Origin of the sequence: Haloplanus litoreus, assembly GCF_045690335.1 — an archaeon.
Classification (GTDB): domain Archaea; phylum Halobacteriota; class Halobacteria; order Halobacteriales; family Haloferacaceae; genus Haloplanus; species Haloplanus litoreus.
Genome location: NZ_CP147874.1, coordinates 2,463,150 through 2,478,980, shown reverse-complemented (window position 1 = coordinate 2,478,980; position 15,831 = coordinate 2,463,150). Strand labels below are relative to the sequence as shown.

The 15,831-nt window shown below is 63.9% G+C and carries 18 protein-coding genes; 14 read left to right on the top strand and 4 right to left on the bottom strand.

Translation table 11 applies throughout. The annotated features are described in order from the left end of the window. Positions 1-74: 74 nt before the first annotated feature. Entirely contained in the window at positions 75-809 is a 735-nt protein-coding gene (locus V8686_RS13265; protein ID WP_379704887.1) for an RAD55 family ATPase, read from the top strand. Here V8686_RS13265 and V8686_RS13260 read toward each other — a convergent pair whose 3' ends face one another. Beyond that, positions 810-1,145, bottom strand: a complete 336-nt coding sequence (locus V8686_RS13260) for a winged helix-turn-helix domain-containing protein (protein ID WP_379704885.1) — start codon at positions 1,143-1,145, stop codon at positions 810-812. Positions 1,146-1,289: 144 nt separating this feature from the next. Between V8686_RS13260 and V8686_RS13255 the strand changes: the two genes are divergently transcribed. The 13 genes from V8686_RS13255 to V8686_RS13195 all read left to right on the top strand — a co-directional run bounded on the left by V8686_RS13255 (position 1,290) and on the right by V8686_RS13195 (position 12,729). Then, positions 1,290-1,571, top strand: a complete 282-nt coding sequence (locus tag V8686_RS13255) for a DUF7521 family protein (RefSeq protein WP_379704883.1) — start codon at positions 1,290-1,292, stop codon at positions 1,569-1,571. A 146-nt stretch (positions 1,572-1,717) separates the two neighbouring features. Next, complete coding sequence (locus V8686_RS13250) at positions 1,718-2,413, top strand: archaellin/type IV pilin N-terminal domain-containing protein (protein ID WP_379704881.1); 696 nt, start codon at positions 1,718-1,720, stop codon at positions 2,411-2,413. A 76-nt stretch (positions 2,414-2,489) separates the two neighbouring features. Continuing rightward, positions 2,490-3,077 (top strand): DUF7500 family protein, encoded by a 588-nt coding sequence (locus V8686_RS13245; protein ID WP_379704879.1) that lies wholly within the window; start codon positions 2,490-2,492, stop codon positions 3,075-3,077. A gap of 71 nt (positions 3,078-3,148) precedes the next feature. Next, positions 3,149-3,508 carry a chemotaxis protein CheY gene (cheY, locus tag V8686_RS13240; protein WP_379704877.1) on the top strand — a complete coding sequence of 120 codons (360 nt, stop codon included), beginning with the start codon at positions 3,149-3,151 and terminating at the stop codon, positions 3,506-3,508. A 1-nt stretch (position 3,509) separates the two neighbouring features. Then, the gene (locus V8686_RS13235; RefSeq protein ID WP_379704875.1) at positions 3,510-4,742 is read left to right on the top strand and encodes a chemotaxis protein CheC; all 1,233 of its coding nucleotides are present in this window, start codon (positions 3,510-3,512) and stop codon (positions 4,740-4,742) included. A 1-nt stretch (position 4,743) separates the two neighbouring features. After that, complete coding sequence (locus V8686_RS13230; protein WP_379704873.1) at positions 4,744-5,244, top strand: chemotaxis protein CheD; 501 nt, start codon at positions 4,744-4,746, stop codon at positions 5,242-5,244. 125 nt (positions 5,245-5,369) lie between these two features. After that, positions 5,370-6,791 carry a FlaD/FlaE family flagellar protein gene (locus tag V8686_RS13225; protein WP_379704871.1) on the top strand — a complete coding sequence of 474 codons (1,422 nt, stop codon included), beginning with the start codon at positions 5,370-5,372 and terminating at the stop codon, positions 6,789-6,791. Continuing rightward, positions 6,781-7,209, top strand: coding sequence for an archaellum stator protein ArlF (locus tag V8686_RS13220; protein ID WP_379704869.1), 429 nt, complete (start codon positions 6,781-6,783; stop codon positions 7,207-7,209). Before V8686_RS13225 ends, V8686_RS13220 begins: the two co-directional genes overlap by 11 nt. Further along, on the top strand, positions 7,209-7,655 hold the full coding sequence (locus V8686_RS13215; protein WP_379704867.1) for an archaellum stator protein ArlG: 447 nt from the start codon (positions 7,209-7,211) through the stop codon (positions 7,653-7,655). Before V8686_RS13220 ends, V8686_RS13215 begins: the two co-directional genes overlap by 1 nt. Next, positions 7,652-8,410, top strand: coding sequence for an archaellum protein ArlH (locus tag V8686_RS13210; protein ID WP_379704865.1), 759 nt, complete (start codon positions 7,652-7,654; stop codon positions 8,408-8,410). Before V8686_RS13215 ends, V8686_RS13210 begins: the two co-directional genes overlap by 4 nt. A 3-nt stretch (positions 8,411-8,413) precedes the next feature. Continuing rightward, positions 8,414-10,087, top strand: coding sequence for a type II/IV secretion system ATPase subunit (locus V8686_RS13205; RefSeq protein ID WP_379704863.1), 1,674 nt, complete (start codon positions 8,414-8,416; stop codon positions 10,085-10,087). Continuing rightward, positions 10,087-11,832 (top strand): archaellar assembly protein FlaJ, encoded by a 1,746-nt coding sequence (flaJ, locus tag V8686_RS13200; protein WP_379704861.1) that lies wholly within the window; start codon positions 10,087-10,089, stop codon positions 11,830-11,832. The genes V8686_RS13205 and flaJ overlap by 1 nt, the downstream gene beginning before the upstream one ends. A 27-nt stretch (positions 11,833-11,859) precedes the next feature. After that, positions 11,860-12,729, top strand: coding sequence for a CheF family chemotaxis protein (locus V8686_RS13195; protein WP_379704859.1), 870 nt, complete (start codon positions 11,860-11,862; stop codon positions 12,727-12,729). A gap of 189 nt (positions 12,730-12,918) precedes the next feature. Here V8686_RS13195 and V8686_RS13190 read toward each other — a convergent pair whose 3' ends face one another. The 3 genes from V8686_RS13190 to V8686_RS13180 are packed head-to-tail and all read right to left on the bottom strand — an operon-like array spanning position 12,919 to position 15,831. Beyond that, positions 12,919-13,785, bottom strand: a complete 867-nt coding sequence (locus V8686_RS13190) for a CheF family chemotaxis protein (protein WP_379704857.1) — start codon at positions 13,783-13,785, stop codon at positions 12,919-12,921. Then, entirely contained in the window at positions 13,786-15,003 is a 1,218-nt protein-coding gene (locus tag V8686_RS13185; RefSeq protein WP_379704855.1) for a HEAT repeat domain-containing protein, read from the bottom strand. A 3-nt stretch (positions 15,004-15,006) separates the two neighbouring features. Next, complete coding sequence (locus V8686_RS13180) at positions 15,007-15,831, bottom strand: CheR family methyltransferase (protein WP_379704853.1); 825 nt, start codon at positions 15,829-15,831, stop codon at positions 15,007-15,009.

The window sequence follows — 15,831 nt, the reverse complement described above, 5'->3', positions numbered from 1 at the left end:
GGTCGACGGCGCGGACTTTCCGACGTCCGCCGCGTTGCGAATTTATTTCAATCCGTCCGCGTAACTGTATCACAATGACAGAGCAGACACGTACGGGAATCGAAGGCTTGGACTCGATACTCGGCGGAGGGATCGTCGACAACGCGACGGTACTGATCAGCGGCAATCCCGGGACCGGAAAGAGCATCCTCGGATTACAGTACATCTACAACGGCGCGACGGAGTTCGACGAGAAAGGAATCTACCTCTCCTTCGAAGAGAACGCCGAGGACATCGCACAGGCAGCCGAGTCCATCGGCTTCGAGGACTGGCGGGAACTGGTCGATGACGATCAGATTCTCATCTACGACAAGCAGGAACTGCTGCGCCACAACGATTTCAACGCCACCCTGGATCGGTTGCTCGCGGCGTTCGAGGAGACGGAGTACGAACGGCTCGTCCTCGACTCGCTGACGATGTTCGAACTGTTCTTCGAGAACGAACAGGAGAAGCGGACCTACCTCCTGAAGTTCTCGGACATCCTGAAGGCCAACGGGCTGACCTCGTTGCTCATCGCCGAGCAGGCGGCGGTGTTCCCGGAACAGGACATCGGCTTGGAGAATTTCCTGACCGACGGGAACATCTACCTGATTCAGACCCCGACGGAATCGGGCGTCAACCGATACATCTGGGTCGCCAAGATGCGGAAACAGGACATCGAGACGGATATTTTCCCGATGGATATCGACGAAGGCGGCATCACGGTCCACGAACGCGCCGCGGGGTTCTCGATGATGGGGGGGCAAAGCGATTCCTTCCCCGGGGAGTGATCACTCCGAGAGCGTCCGCCAGGCCTCGTCGAGTCGGTTTTTGACCTTCCGGCGCTCCTCGACGTCGACCGTCACGTCCCCGTCGGAGAAGGTCACGACCACTTCTTCGATGTTCCGCCGGTAGACGTTGACGCGGCGACGTTCGTCGGAGAGCACCCGGTCGTGGTGTTCGAGGAGGTCGGCGTCGGTGAGTTCCTCGATCCGGCGGTAGCAGGTGGCGATCGGTACGTCGAGTTCGTCGCTGAGTTCCTGGGCCGAGCGCGGCTCGTGCGCGAAACTCAGTATTTGGGGGTTGTACTCGTTGCCCAGAACCCGCAACATCTCGGTTCCGTCCATTCGTTATCAGTTTAGATACGTTGCTGGACAATAAATCGTACTGTCGGACGGGCGCAAGATCCCGGCGTGCGTCACTAGCTATCAGGCCTGAGAATATCACGGCCAGATTTATGACCGGATACACCAAGGTGTGGAACGAGTACAATGTTAGTCGTCGAATACCTCTACTTCGCCGCAACCGGAATTCTGGTGCTTTCGGGGCTGACGATGGTCGGGATGGCGATCAAGGCCTACCTCCAGACGACCCGTCGAGCGATGATTCACATCTCGCTCGGATTCAGTCTCATCGCAGCCGCCGCCATCGCCACCGCCATCAGCGCGTTCATCAACGATTTCAACGGCGTTCGCTCCCTCCTGCTGGTCAACAACGGCCTCGCCTCCCTCGGATTCATCTTCGTCGTCTACAGTCTCATCATCTACGACTGATGGTTTTCCAGAACGCCGTTATTTCCGGTTTCAGACTTCGAAACTGGTATTTTCACCACTGATATTTGGGAACGTACCTTTATTACCGACTTCGAGTACGTTCTGACAGAGCCCGCGGGCACCACGACCCCGGGTTGCACATCAATATGTTCGAAGAACGAACGGATAGGGGTCAGGTCGGTATCGGGACGCTCATCGTGTTCATCGCGATGGTCCTGGTCGCGGCGATCGCGGCCGGCGTGCTGATCAATACGGCCGGCTTCCTCCAGACGCAGTCAGAACAGACGGGTCAACAGAGCAGCGCACAGGTCACCGACCGCCTCGAACCGGTGTCCAAGACGGGGAACGTCTCCACGTACAACACCAGTAGCAATACCATCAACAACACCGACGGAAACCTTTCGTACAGTAATACGTCTCGTAGCGTAACTGAGGTGTCGCTGGTGGTCCAGAAGGCGCCGGGTGCGAGCGACATCAACATGAGCGCAACCACCTTCGAGATGGTCGCGCCGAACGGTACCGACCGCTTCCCGTTCACGAACGAATCCGCGATCAACCGGACCGGCGCGACCGGTCCAAACGACCGGACGCGCGCGCTCCAGGACGACGACGACTCGCTCAACGAGAGCCAGGGTGACGGGCTAATCTTGAACAGTCGGACCGATCGACTCGTGATCACGATCGATCTGGTGGAAATCGATGACAACGATGGGTTCGTCAACGGGCCGCTAACGGCCGGTGAGACCGTGACCCTCCGCGTCAACACCGAATCCGGCGCAACGAGCATCATCCGCATCCAGGTGCCCCAGTCGCTCTCCGGCGAAGAGTCGGTCGAACTGTAAGCGCGTTCGACCCCCGCGGTGCGGCGCCACCGAATCTTTATGTTTTCACGACCGGAAGTGGTGACACTACCAGGGTATGCCATCCGATTCAGACGAGTCCGTCTCGGAACGCGGGAGGGTGCTCACCGAGGAGGAACTCGACCTCACCAGACACGACAACGTGAACGAACTCGACGACGGTCGATACGTCGTCTCCACCGGCGAGCCGATGAGCGACGAGGACGCTCAGCGACGGGCCGACGCCATCGACGCCCGCGAGGCCGACGCGGCTTCCGACGCGGACGACGCGGACGACGAACCACGGCTCACCGAGATGGACGTCAACCGGTGGCTCGAGGATCACTTCCGCGGGATCGACGCTCAGTACGGGTTCCACGCGACGGCGAAGTTCGACGACGGGGTGAGTCGCCACCAGGTCGTCTCGAACGACGTGGTCACCAGTTTCGAATCGCTGTTGATCTGGTACGCCCAGCACGTCGGCGGTGGAACGCCAGTGGAGGAGGTCCTCGGCATTCTGCTCGCCGAGTCGAACGTCTCCGTTCGCTACCCGGTAGGGACGCTGACCGGGCTACTCAAGCGGTACGATCTCGACCGCGACGACTCCATCGGCGACCTCATTCGGGCCGTCTCCGACGAGGACGCCGTCGCCCTGTCCGAAGACTGAGCCTGTTTTCGTATCAGCACTGAGAATCGCGCCCGAGTATTTATTTAGCGACTCCCGAATTCACGGGACAGATGCCACCTAAAGTACTCATCGTCGACGACTCGGATTTCATGCGCAACCTTCTGCGCGAGATCCTCGAGGAGAACTTCGAGATCGTCGACGAGGCGGAAAACGGGGTCGAAGCCGTCGAACTCTACCGAGAGCACGAGCCGGACCTCGTCATGATGGACATCGTGATGCCCATTCGTGACGGGATCGAAGCGACTAGCGAGATCACCGGAAGCGACCCCGACGCGAACGTGATCATGTGTACGAGCGTCGGCCAGGAGGAGAAGATGAAAAACGCGGTCAAGGCCGGCGCAGACGGGTACATCACGAAGCCGTTCCAGAAACCGAACGTGCTCGAAGCCATCGACGACGTCGTGGCCTGATATGCGGGTCGATATTCAGTCGCTCGGCACCTACAACCGCCTCGCGCAGGAAGGGGCTGAGCACGCCGCGGCGTCGCTGACGCAGATGACGGGCATCGAGACGTACGTCGACGTGACCAACGTCACGCTGATGTCGAAACAGGACGTCGAGGACGTCTTCGGTGGGACGGAGTTCGTCGGCGTCCAGATCGGATTGGACGGTGGCCTCTCGGGGGAGACGGCGCTCGCTTTCGACCGCGAGAGTGCGTCGAGTATCGTCGACGTGCTGGTTCCGGGAGCATCGACCGGCGACGGCGACGGCGACGGGTTCGACGAGATGGCTCGGAGTGGAATCAACGAGATCGGGAACATCATGATGGGTGGGTTCGTCGACGGGTGGGCCGACTACCTCGGAACGAGCGTCGACATGAGTCCGCCGACTTACGTCGAACGGGCCGGGACCGACGTACTCCCGGACGGCGCCCTCGACCGGGCGGAGGAAGAACACGTCTTCGTCTTCGAGAGCCAGATGACGGCCGTCGACCAGGAAATCGACGCCTACATCTACATGCTCCCGGAGTACGGCGCCTTCGCGGACATGCTCGCCGCCAGCGACGACCACGAGGACGCCATTCCGATGGACAAGCTGACCGTCTTCGACGAGATGACCCGACAGGGGGCCGAGCGAGCGGCCGAGAACGTCTCCTCGATGACGGGCATCGAAACCGACGTCGACGTCAGCCGACTCAGCTTCGTTCCCATCGAGGACGTCCCGAACACGGCCAGAGACGAGGTGTACGTCGGGACGGTCATGGAGTTCAAGGGGACTCCCGGCGGCTATCTCGCCATCCTCTTCGACGAACCGTCCGCACGGACCATCGTCGACGCGACGGTCCCGATGGAACTCGACGACCCGTTGGGAGAGATGGGAGAGAGCGCCATCCAGGAACTGGGCAACATCATGACCAGCGGGTTCATCGACGGGTGGGCAAACGTCCTGCAGACGAGCATCGACCACACGCCGCCGGAACTCGTTCACGACCTGGGGACGGCCATCCTCAGTCCCATCGCCGGCCGCCTGGGTCAGTCCCAGGAGTACGCCTTCCTCATGGACTCGACGGTGGTGACGCCGGAAGGGGAGTTCAACTGCGAACTCTACGCAATCCCCGACGAGCGAAAACTCAAGGAAGCGCTCGATTCGCTGTTGATCGAACGGAGCGACCAACTCGAAGCCGACCAAGAGTCGCTCTTCTGATATGAAGACCTACGGGCGGGAGGCGACTTCCGGGCGAACCCGACGCCGCGTCGGTATTGCCGACTTCGCGGTCACGGCCGACGGCGCCGTGTTGACCACCAGTGGTCTCGGCTCCTGTCTGGGCATCGGATTGTTTGACGAGTCGGCGGGCGTCGCCGGGCTAGTTCACGCCATGCTTCCGCTGGCGCCCGAAAGTCCGGACAACGCGGCGAAGTTCACCGACACGGGTATCGACGCCGCGGTGTCCGCGATGCGGCGGGAGGGCGCAAGCCCCGGTCACATCACGGCGAAGCTGGCCGGCGGGAGCGCCATGTTCGAGTTCGACAGCCAGGACGAATCCATCGGCGAACGCAACGTCGCGGTTGGCCGGCGGACCCTCGACCGACTCGGCGTGCCCGTCGTCGCGGAGGACGTCGGCGGGGATTCGGGCCGATCGTTGCGGTTTCGTGGAGAGACGGGAACGCTCGTCGTCAAGAGCGCCGGCGACGAGCACGAGCTCTAACCGGCAGACGAGCGTCGCACACGTATCAAAATTGATAACTGAAGGGCAACGATTAAAGTACGCGAGACCTACTTTCGGTACGATAGAATGGGCTCGACGACCGGGTCGGCAGCGGGAGGTGTCGGATGGAGCTCTTAGACCGCTTCCTGAACCGTGACGGCGACGAGGAGGCGGAGAGCGGCGGGTCCGGTGACGACGACATGTTCTTCGAGGAGGAGGACGACGACCTCGACGGATTCGGGGGTGACGACGGCTTCGACGACGAACTCGGATTCGACGACGGGGGCGACGACGGGGGCGCCGCGACCGCGGAACTCGAGGGACGCATCGACGAGATGGAAAACGAAGTCGCCAGCCTCTCCTCGACGGTGAGCACGATCCGCAGCGAGAACGAGGAGATCAGCAACACCGTCGAGGACGTCGAGGAGAACGTCCGCAAACTACTCGACATCTACGAGATGGTTACCCGTGGTGTCAATCCGTTCGTCGACGACGCTCAGGCCGGCGGCGGCTTCGACGGGCCGGGTGGCGGCTCACTCGGACTGTTCGACGACAGCGACGAGGACGAGGAGGAAGACCTGGACGACGACATCGCGGGAGCCGAAGCCGAGGACTTCTTCGACGACGACTTTCTGGACGAAGGGGACGACGACGGCTTCGACGACTTCGACGAACCGAGCGGCGACGCACCGACCACCGAGGACACTATGGCCGACGAATCCGACGATTCAGACGACTCCGGCAAATCGTTCGAGGAACTGAAAGACGAGTACGAGAGCGGCGACGCCGACTGGGCCGAAGAGGACGAGGGAGCGACCAACGGCGACGCCGAGGATGCCTTCGAGGAGGACTTCACGGAGGAAGCGACCAACGGCGACGCCGAGGACGCCTTCGAGGAGGACTTCACGGAGGAAGCGACCAACGGCGACGACGCCTTCGACGACGACTTCGGCGAGACCGGTGGGATCGGTGACTTCGACGACGGGGGGTTCGAGGACCCCGAACCGGATTCAAGCCCCGACTCCGGCCCCGACCCGACCGCCGTCGACGAGACGCCGGACGCCACGCCCGAGGAAGAACCGGTGGCAGCCGGTGCCGCGGCCGCCCAGACCCCCGAGGAGGGTCGGCGGGCGGATACCGGCGGCACTGGTGACCTGCAGTTCGCCGCCAACACCCTGATGGACGGCTCGCAGGCGGCGGTTACGAAGCCCTATCTCGACCGCCTGCCGTCGGGCTACGTCGGTGATCTGCTCGTCCTCGAGTGGCTCGAGTACCTCGTCGAGGAGAGTGACGTGGCGGACGCCGCCCGGGCCGTCGAGTACTACCGACGGATCCAGTGGGTCGGCGAGGACGCCGCCGACGAACTGCACGACTTCCTCGTCGGATTCGGGGAGGTCGAAGACGACGTGACGGGCGCCCCGTCGGACCTCTCCATCGACCACCACGTCGCGAGCCTCCGGTACATCAGCCGGCTCACCGGATCGACGGCCGATTCGATCGTGTTCGAGTGCTGGAGCGGTGGCGGGGGGGTTCCGTTTGGGCTTTAGCGTCAGCGGGTCGGCGGCGATCATCTTCGTCGGCATTTTCCTCGCCTTCTCGACGGCGTACACCGCGTCGGCCAACGGGTTCGAACGCGTCACCGACGCCCGGTCCGCCGTCGACGAGGAGGCACTCGACCAGCAGAACACGGCTATCGCCATCGCCAACGCCTCCTACGACGGCAACGGGACGCTCTCGGTGAACGTGACCAACGAGGGTGCGACCGAACTCTCCGTGGAGGCGGTCGACCTCATCGTCGACAACGCGTACCGCGACAACTTCACGGCCCGCACCGTCGACGGCAACGCGTCGACGGACCTGTGGTTCCCCGGTGAACGGCTGTATCTCGAAGTGTCGGTATCGAGCCAACCGAACCGCATCAAAGTCGTCTCCGGCCCCGGCGTGGCGGCCGTGGAGGTGCTCTGATGGCGAGCGTTTCGGCCTCCCATCTGATTCTGTTCATCGCGAGTCTGGTCATCGCCGCCGGCGTGGCCGGAACGTTCACCCAGGGTATCTCCCGGCTCAGCCAGGGCATCGACGACCAGAGCCTCGAGGTTTCGGAGGAGGTTCGGACCGACATCGAGGTGATCAGCGATCCGGGAAGCCCCGTCTACAACAACTCCTCGAAGACGGTGACGCTCCTGGTGAAAAACACCGGTACGTCGGAGATTCCGGCCGACTCCCAGTTTATCGAGATTCTGGTGAACGGTCAGTACCGGACGAACGTCACGGTCACCGTCGTCGACGGGACCGACTGGCGGCCGAACAACGTCGTCCGTCTCGACATCGGCGGCGTCGACCTGTCGACCGGTGACCACCGCGCGAAGATCATCGTCAACGGCGACGAGGAGGTGTTCGCGTTCCGCACATGAGCCGAGCACAGACCAACCTGTTCTCGCTTGGACTGGAGGATCACGACCGCCTCAACAAGGAACTCGGTGGGGGCGTTCCTCGTGGCAGCATCGTCCTCGCCGAGGGGGACTACGGGGCCGGCAAGAGCGCCATGTCACAGCGGTTCACCTACGGCTTCTGCGAGGAGGGTCACTCCGTGACGTACCTCTCGACGGAGTTGACCGTTCGGGGGTTCATCGACCAGATGCACTCGCTGTCGTACGACATGGTCGATCACCTCCTCGACGAGGACGTCCTCTTCCTCCACGCCGACTTCGACACCGGCGGCAGACTCGCCGACGAGGGGGAAGGCGAGCGCAAGGAACTGTTGAAGCGCCTGATGAACGCGGAGACGATGTGGAACTCGGACGTAATCGTGATCGACACGTTCGACGCTATCCTCCGCAACGACCCGAAGTTCGAGGCGCTGGTCCGCCAGAACGAGGAACGGCAGGCGGCTCTGGAGATCATCGGGTTCTTCCGTGACGTGATCTCTCAGGGCAAGGTCATCGTCTTGACCGTCGACCCGTCGACGGTGGACGAGGAGGCCATCGGCCCCTTCCGATCCATCGCCGACGTGTTCCTCGAACTCGAGATGGTGGAGGTCGGCAACGACGTTCGCCGTCAGATTTCGGTCAAACGCTTCGCGGGAATGGGACAGCAGGTGGGTGACACCATCGGATACTCCGTCCGCTCCGGGACGGGCATCGTCATCGAAAGCCGGAGTGTCGCCTAACGTATGACGGAGCTCGGAACCGCCACGCCGTCGGACGAACTCAAACAGATCGCCGCCCAGCGACCCCACCTCCGGGATCACCTGAAGAAGTTCAAACAGATCACTGGCGAGTTCCCCCTGCTCATCGACGAACCCACGAGCGAGTACGAGACACACCGCCCGAACGTCCTCTATCCCATCGGCGGCCCGATCTACTGTCACATCTACGGCGACCTGGGACAGGACATGAAGTACTACGCCATCGAGCCGTCGCTCTCCGGGGACGAGCGGACCCTGTTCGGAAAGATCCGGGACGAACTCCTGGATCGGAGCGTCAGCAAGGCGGTTCCCGAGGAGGAGTCGGAGTACGACGACCGGATCGAGGAACTCCTCCAGGAGACGACGACCATCGACCGCGACCGGAGCGGCCTGCGCTACTGGATCGACCGTCTCAAGCGGTTCCTCGGCCTCGGCAACTACCGCGTCAGCGAGCAGACGTACGAGAACATCCGCTACCGTCTCAACCGCGATATCGTCGGTCTCGGCCCGCTGGAACCCGTGATGCGTGACCCGGCCAACGAGGACATTCACGTCATCGGTCCCCACCAGTGCTTCGTCGATCACGGGACCTACGGTATGATCGAGACCACCGTGGACTTCGGGACGCCCGAGCAGTTCGACTCCTGGATCCGGAGCATGGGCGAGCGCATCGGCGACCCCGTCTCGGACTCCAACCCCATCGTCGACTCCACCCTGCCGGACGGCTCCCGTCTCAACGTCATCTACTCCGACGACGTGAGCGTCCAGGGGCCGAGTCTCACCATCCGCCAGGGCGACGAGACGCCGCTCTCGATCAACCAGATCACCAAGTGGGGAACGCTCTCGCCGGAGCTCACGGCCTACCTGTGGCTCTGCCTGGAGAACGAACAGACGGTGTTCGTCGTCGGCGAGACGGCGTCCGGGAAGACGACGACGCTCAACAGCATCATGTCGTTCATTCCCCGGGACTCCAAGATTTACACCGCGGAGGACACCGCCGAGGTGCTGCCGCCGCACGACACCTGGCAGCAGTTGCTCACCCGCGAGGGTGGCGCCGAGGAGGACTCCGACGTGGACATGTTCGACCTCGTGTCCGCGGCGCTTCGGTCCCGCCCCGACTACATCATCGTGGGTGAGGTTCGTGGCGAGGAAGGTCGCATGGCCTTCCAGGCGGCCCAGACCGGTCACCCGGTCATGCTCACCTTCCACGCCAGCGACATCGTCTCCATGATCCAGCGGTTCACCGGCGAACCGATCAACGTCCCGGAGACGTTCATGGACGTGGCCGACGTGGCGCTGTTCCAGAATCGCGTGAAGCAAGGCGACGACGTGTTGCGTCGCGTGACGAGCGTCCAAGAAATCGAGGGGTACTCCAAGGAGATGGACGGCGTCGTCACGCGACAGGTGTTCAGCTGGGACCCCGTCGAGGACGAGATCAACTTCCAGGGCATGAACAACTCCTACGTCCTCGAGGAACAGATCGCGACCCTTCTCGGCTACGCAGACACCCGCGAAATCTACGACGACCTGGACTTCCGTGCTCGCCTGATCGAGCGCATGATCGAGGAGAACATCCTCGGCTACCACGAGGTCAACGAAGCCATCGAGGCCTTCCAGCGCGACGGGGTTGAGGGCCTCCCGTTCGACATCCACCGATAATGGCATCAGAACCAGCGGCGGGAGGCGAGTCAGAGATCACCGCCTCGGAGACGCTCGCGTCGGTCGTCGACGCCTACGAGCGGATGGAGATGCCGATGTCGCGGTATCTCCTTCTCATCGTCCTCCCGTCGGCGCTGTTTCTCGTCGGCACCGTCGCCGTCGCCGTCTTCGTGGAGTTACCCCTCTCGGTGCGCCTCCCGATTCCGCTGCTCGGTGGCCTCGTCCTCGTCGCGGCCGTCGCCTACCCGAAGCTCCTCGTCAGCCAGGAGCGTGTCGAGATGGAGAACCAGTACCACCTCCTGATGACTCACATGACGGTGCTGTCGACGACGAACATCGACCGGATGGAGGTGTTCCGGAAACTCGCCGACGAGGAGGAGTACGGCGCCTTGGCGACGGAGGTGAACCGCATCGTCCAACTCGTCGACACCTGGAATCAGAGCCTCGACGACGCCTGTCGTCGGCGCGCCCGAAGCATCCCGAGTGACCCGCTCGCGGACTTCTTCGAGCGCCTGGCGTACACCGTCAACGCCGGGCAGGAACTCAGCGAGTTCCTCCTCAGCGAACAACAGGTGATGATCCAGAACTACGTGACGATGTACGAGAGCACCCTCGACAACCTCGAGGTCATGAAGGACCTCTACCTGTCGATGGTGCTCTCGATGACGTTCGCGCTCGTGTTCGCCATCGTCCTCCCCATCCTCACCGGGACGAACCCGAGTATGACCGTCGGCGCAGTCATCGTCCTCTACGCGTTCATCCAGATCGGATTCTACCTCGTCATCCGGACGCTCACGCCGTACGACCCGATCTGGTACTACCCCGACGGGATTCGTCCGGATGGCGAGTGGCGGATGGTCGCTAGCCTCGCCGTCGGCGGCCTGCTCTCCGTGATACTCATCGTCCTCGTCGCGGGCGATCTGTTCGGCGTCGCGCCCGGCCTGACCGACCTGCTGCCCGTGTCGTCGCTCCCGCGCCCCCTCTACATGGCCATCCCGGTCACTCCGCTCGCCCTCCCGGGGATCGTGTTCCGGATCCAGGAAGAGCGCATCAAGGCCCGTGACGACGAGTTCCCGAGTTTCATCCGGGCACTCGGCGCGAGCGAGACGGCGAAACAGTCCACCACTACGGCGGTGCTCAAGACCCTCCGCAAGAAGGACTTCGGGCCGCTTACCCACGACGTCGACGACCTGTTCAAGCGGTTGAACATGCGGCTCGAACCCGACCGGGCGTGGGAGTACTTCACCGCCAACACCCAGTCGTACCTCATCCAGAAGTTCAGCGAGATGTACCTCGTCGGCAGACAGATGGGGGGCGAGCCGAAACAGTTGGGTGAACTCATCAGCGAGAATATGAACCACGTCAACCAACTCCGACAGCAACGTGAGCAGGCGACCGTCACGATGATCGGCCTGCTGTACGGGATCACCGCGGCCTCTTCGTTCGCCTTCTTCATCGGCTTCAAAATCGTCGACATCCTCGCCAGTATGTCCCTCGACCTCACCACGACGTCGCAGTTCAGCGCCGGTCAACTCATCCACACCGAGGTGTACGACCTGCCACTCATCCAGTTCCTGTTGCTCTCCGTGGTGATGATCAACGCGGTCCTGTCGGCGCTCATGATTCGGACCGTCGACGGTGGGCACAAGGCCAACGCACTCCTGCACTTCGTGTTGCTCGCTTGGATCGGCTGTCTGGTCGCCATGCTGACCATGTCCGTCGTGGGAGGGTTGCTGGATGTCTGACCGCCGGCAGTCGGTGGAGGTGCTCGCGTGAGCGAACGCGTCATCGCGGATTTCGTCGGCCGGTTCTATCTGACCGACATGGGCCGGTCCGATCCGGTTCGGGGTCGGATCATGCTGAGTCCCAAACGACTCGTTCTCGCCGGCGAGGACCACAAGGTGACGATTCCGATGGCGGCGATGTTCGACGTGGCCGTCGGTCACGTCCCGCCAGAGATGCGCGAGTTCTTCAGCGATACCGTGACCGTCGCCTACAACACCGACGACGGCCGTCGGATGGCCGTCGTCGAGGGGGACGCCGACACCATCGACAAGTTCGCCACCGTCCTGTTCAAGGCCCACCTGAACGGCCGCGAGGTGACGGTCCAACACCCCACGCGGCGTGGGGGCCGAGTTGTCGACTCCCCGGCCAAACAGGCCCGACTCTCCGTCGACGACGGCAGTCTCGCGTTCAGTAGCGGCGATCAGTCGTTCACCATCGACCTGCAGACGGTGACCAACTTCGAGAAGGAGCGTCGAACCCTCGCCGGCCGGGACCGACCGGCGTTGTCGGTTCACCACGTACCACGTACCACCGCGCTCGTCTCGGTGGTCGCGCTCCCCTCGGAGCGGGTGATGAACCTCCTCGGTCGCTACCTCCGTCTCGAGTACAGCGACCTCGTGGAGGCGCTCTCGGACGTCTCGCTCTCCGACGAGGAGGTGCAGGTGTTGCTCGCCATCTACTCCGCCGGCGAGGGCGTCGACCCCCTCGACGTGGTGGCTGCCGAACCCAGCCAGACGACGATGGTCCTCAACGGACTGCGGGAGAAGGAACTCGTCGTCGACGGCGATCAGGGGACGGAACTGACGCCGAAGGGCCGGGTCGTCGTCAACAGTCGGCTGGAGGAAGTCAACTCGTGACGTCGCGGGGGCGGTAAGGTATCGACCGTTCTCGTTCCGTGCGACGAAACGGTGCGATCGGACTCCGACGGTCGCACCCTCTCCCGTAGGCGGTCTCTCGCTGGCGGTGCCGCCACTGCGAGTTCACGGCCCGGGCGTCCGACGGGCGGTCACCCCCGTGTCCGTGCCGCCGGACTGACGGCCGAGCCGTCACTGGTCGTTCATCGCTTCGCTGGCGATGTTGCGGCCACGGGCGTTGAGGGCCACCTCCCGGCGGGTTCGAATCTCCTCGATCACTTCGAGTTCGATCAGGCGGTCGAACACCTCCTCCACTTCGTCGACGTCCATCCCGAGGAAGTCGGGAATCTCGAAGGGCGAGACCCCCGAGTACAGCGCCATCAACACCTCGTTCTGTTTCTCGGTGAGGTCGACGCCGATTTCGCTGCGGCTCTCGCCTTTTCGGAGCAGGCTCTCGAGGATCGCGGACCGCCGCGTCGACCCGGAGATGTACGTCTGGACGCTCGTCCCCTCCTGGCTGTGTTCGACCTCCAGCACGCGGCGCTTTTCGTCTTTGACCGACCGCTCGTTCGCCTCCATCGACCCGATATCGTCGAGATCGATTTCGACGAACGAGCCGTCGGCGATGGCGATGTCGACGGCGCCTTCCTCGATTTTCAGGCGAGCCTTCTCCCACTCGGCGTCCGTGACCACACCGCCCTCGACGGCGGGGTGGCGCGCGAGGATGACCTTCCGGTCGAGCAGCGCTCGGTAGAGCATCCGCTCGAACGACTCCGGGTCCTCGGCGGAGACGAGCATCACGTCGCCGGTGCTGAGTTGCAGACTGACGTAGCCCGATACCTTCGCGACGAGCTGGTTTACGTCCGTCCGACCCTCCAGACTCCGAATCCGCTTCAGCGGGACCGTCCGTTTCCCGTTCGACCCCGCCAGGATCAGCCGTTTGTTCGAGAGGAGAATGCGGCCGCCGGTCCACTCCGCGTCGTTCAGCTCTCGGCCGTCCTTGACGACCAGCGCGAACTTCCCGCGGGTGTCGGTGATCTTTCGCTCGCCCTCGCTCATTCAGCGTCGCCCTCCGAGTTTGGACAGCGCGGAGAAAGCCTGCTTGCGGACCGCTTCGTCGTTGGTCCGGTCGAGCAGCGTCTCCAGTTCCTCGCGGGCGCGCTCCCCGCCGACCTTCCCGAGGACGAACACGGCCTTCGAGCGGGCCGCGTCGGACCGTTCGGCGTCCTCCAGAAGGTCGAGGAGCGCGTCCTCGACGGCCGCACCGCCGAGTTCGACGAGGCTCGTCGCGGCGAACTGGGCCGTCGTGCCGTCGTCGGCATCGAGGGCGTCCACCAGCGCGTCGACGGCGTCAGCCCGGCCTTCCTCGCCCGCGACCCGTCCGAGCAGCCACGCCGCGTTCCGTCGCTCGCGTGGCTGGTTGCTCTCCGCGAGCAGTTCGACCAGTGGATCGACGACACTCCGGTCGGCGGACTCCAACCGATCGACGACGGTGTCGCGGATGCGGTGGCTCTGCTCGGTGGGTGCCGCCGCCAGTAGTTCGATGATGGAGAAGACGGCTGCCCGGCGCACCACGTCGCTTTCGTCGTCCAGGGCGGCGATCAGGGGGTCGATGGCTTCCGGCCCCTGGTACCCGCCGAGCGCCATGACTGCCGCGTATCGCACCTCGTCGTTGTCGTCGGTGACCGCGCCGATGAGGGGCGTGAGCGCCCGGTCGGTCCCGATGCTCGCCAGGGCGTCGGCCGCCTCGCGGCGCACCCGACTCGCCGGGTCGTCGAGGCGAGCGGCCAGCGCGTTCGCGGCCCGTTCGTCGCCGATGGCGCCGCAGGCTCGGGCAGCCCGTGCCCGAACGCGTGGCTCCGGGTCGTCGAGGACGTCGATCAGTGCCGGGAGGGCGCCGGGATCACCCAGTCGCCGGAGCGCGTTCGCGGCCGCCATTCGAAGCTCCGGTCGGTCGGCGTTCAGCGTCTCGACGAACGCCTCGGCGCGCACCCAGTCGGCGCCGCCTTCGGTGTCGACGCCCGCCATCTCGGCAACCAGCCGCTCGATTGCGTCGGCGCCGATGGCGTCGAGCGCGTCGATTGCGGCGCCGCGGACGTCCTCGTGGCCGTCCGTCCGTGCCGCCTTCACCAGTGCGTCGACGGCCTGTGGTTCGTCGACGACGACGTCGCCCAGAATTTCGGCGGCCCGCGTACGGATCGTCGGCGAGTCGCTGAGCTTCAGGTGATCGAGTAGGGAGTCGATATCCTCGTCCTTCTCGAGCTGGTAGAGGGACATGGATCAGGTCCGTCGGTACACCCGCCGTCGTTTGTCCACCGTCTCCACCTTCGAGCGGCTCTCCCGTGGCAGCGTCTCCGTCATCCCGATGACGAGATATCCGCCGTCACGAAGCGAGGAGAGCACCGTGTCGACGACGGCACGTTTCGACTCCGTGTTGATGTAGATGAGCAGGTTTCGACAGAGCACGAGGTCGACGTCCCGCTTCGGTTCGTCGGCGATCAGGTCGTGCTGTTCGAAGGTGACGAGGTCTTTCACGGAATCGCGGACGGTGAACTGATCGTCGTCACGGTCGACGTAGGACGCGGCGTCGTCGAGTGGCTCCAGCTCCTCGGCCACGTCCCGGGTCTTGGTGGTGCGGTAGACGCCCTCGCGGGCGCGGTCCAGCACGTCCGCGTTGATGTCCGTCCCCAGGATGTCCAGCCGGCGTGTGGACACCTCGTCGTCGTCGAGGGCGAGCATCGCGATGGAGTAGGGTTCCCGCCCGTCGGAACAGGGTGCGCTCCACACTGTCGCCCGGCCGCGACCGCTCGTCACCTCGCGAAGGGCCTCACGGATCGGCTCCCACGCCTCGGGGTTGCGGTAGAAACTGGTCACGTTGATGCTCAGCGAGTCGAGCAGCGCCGTCGGCTCCTCGGGGTCCGACTGCACGAGGTCGAGGTACGCGTCGTAGGAGTCGACGTCTCGGCGGCGCATCCGTGCGGAGATGCGACGGTCCAGATACGACTCGTTGTAGTACGAGGACTCGAAGTCCAGATTCCGCTCCAGGTGCGTGAGCACTCGCTCGAAGGCTTCGCTCTCGTCGGCGTCCGTCGGGTTCGGACTCAT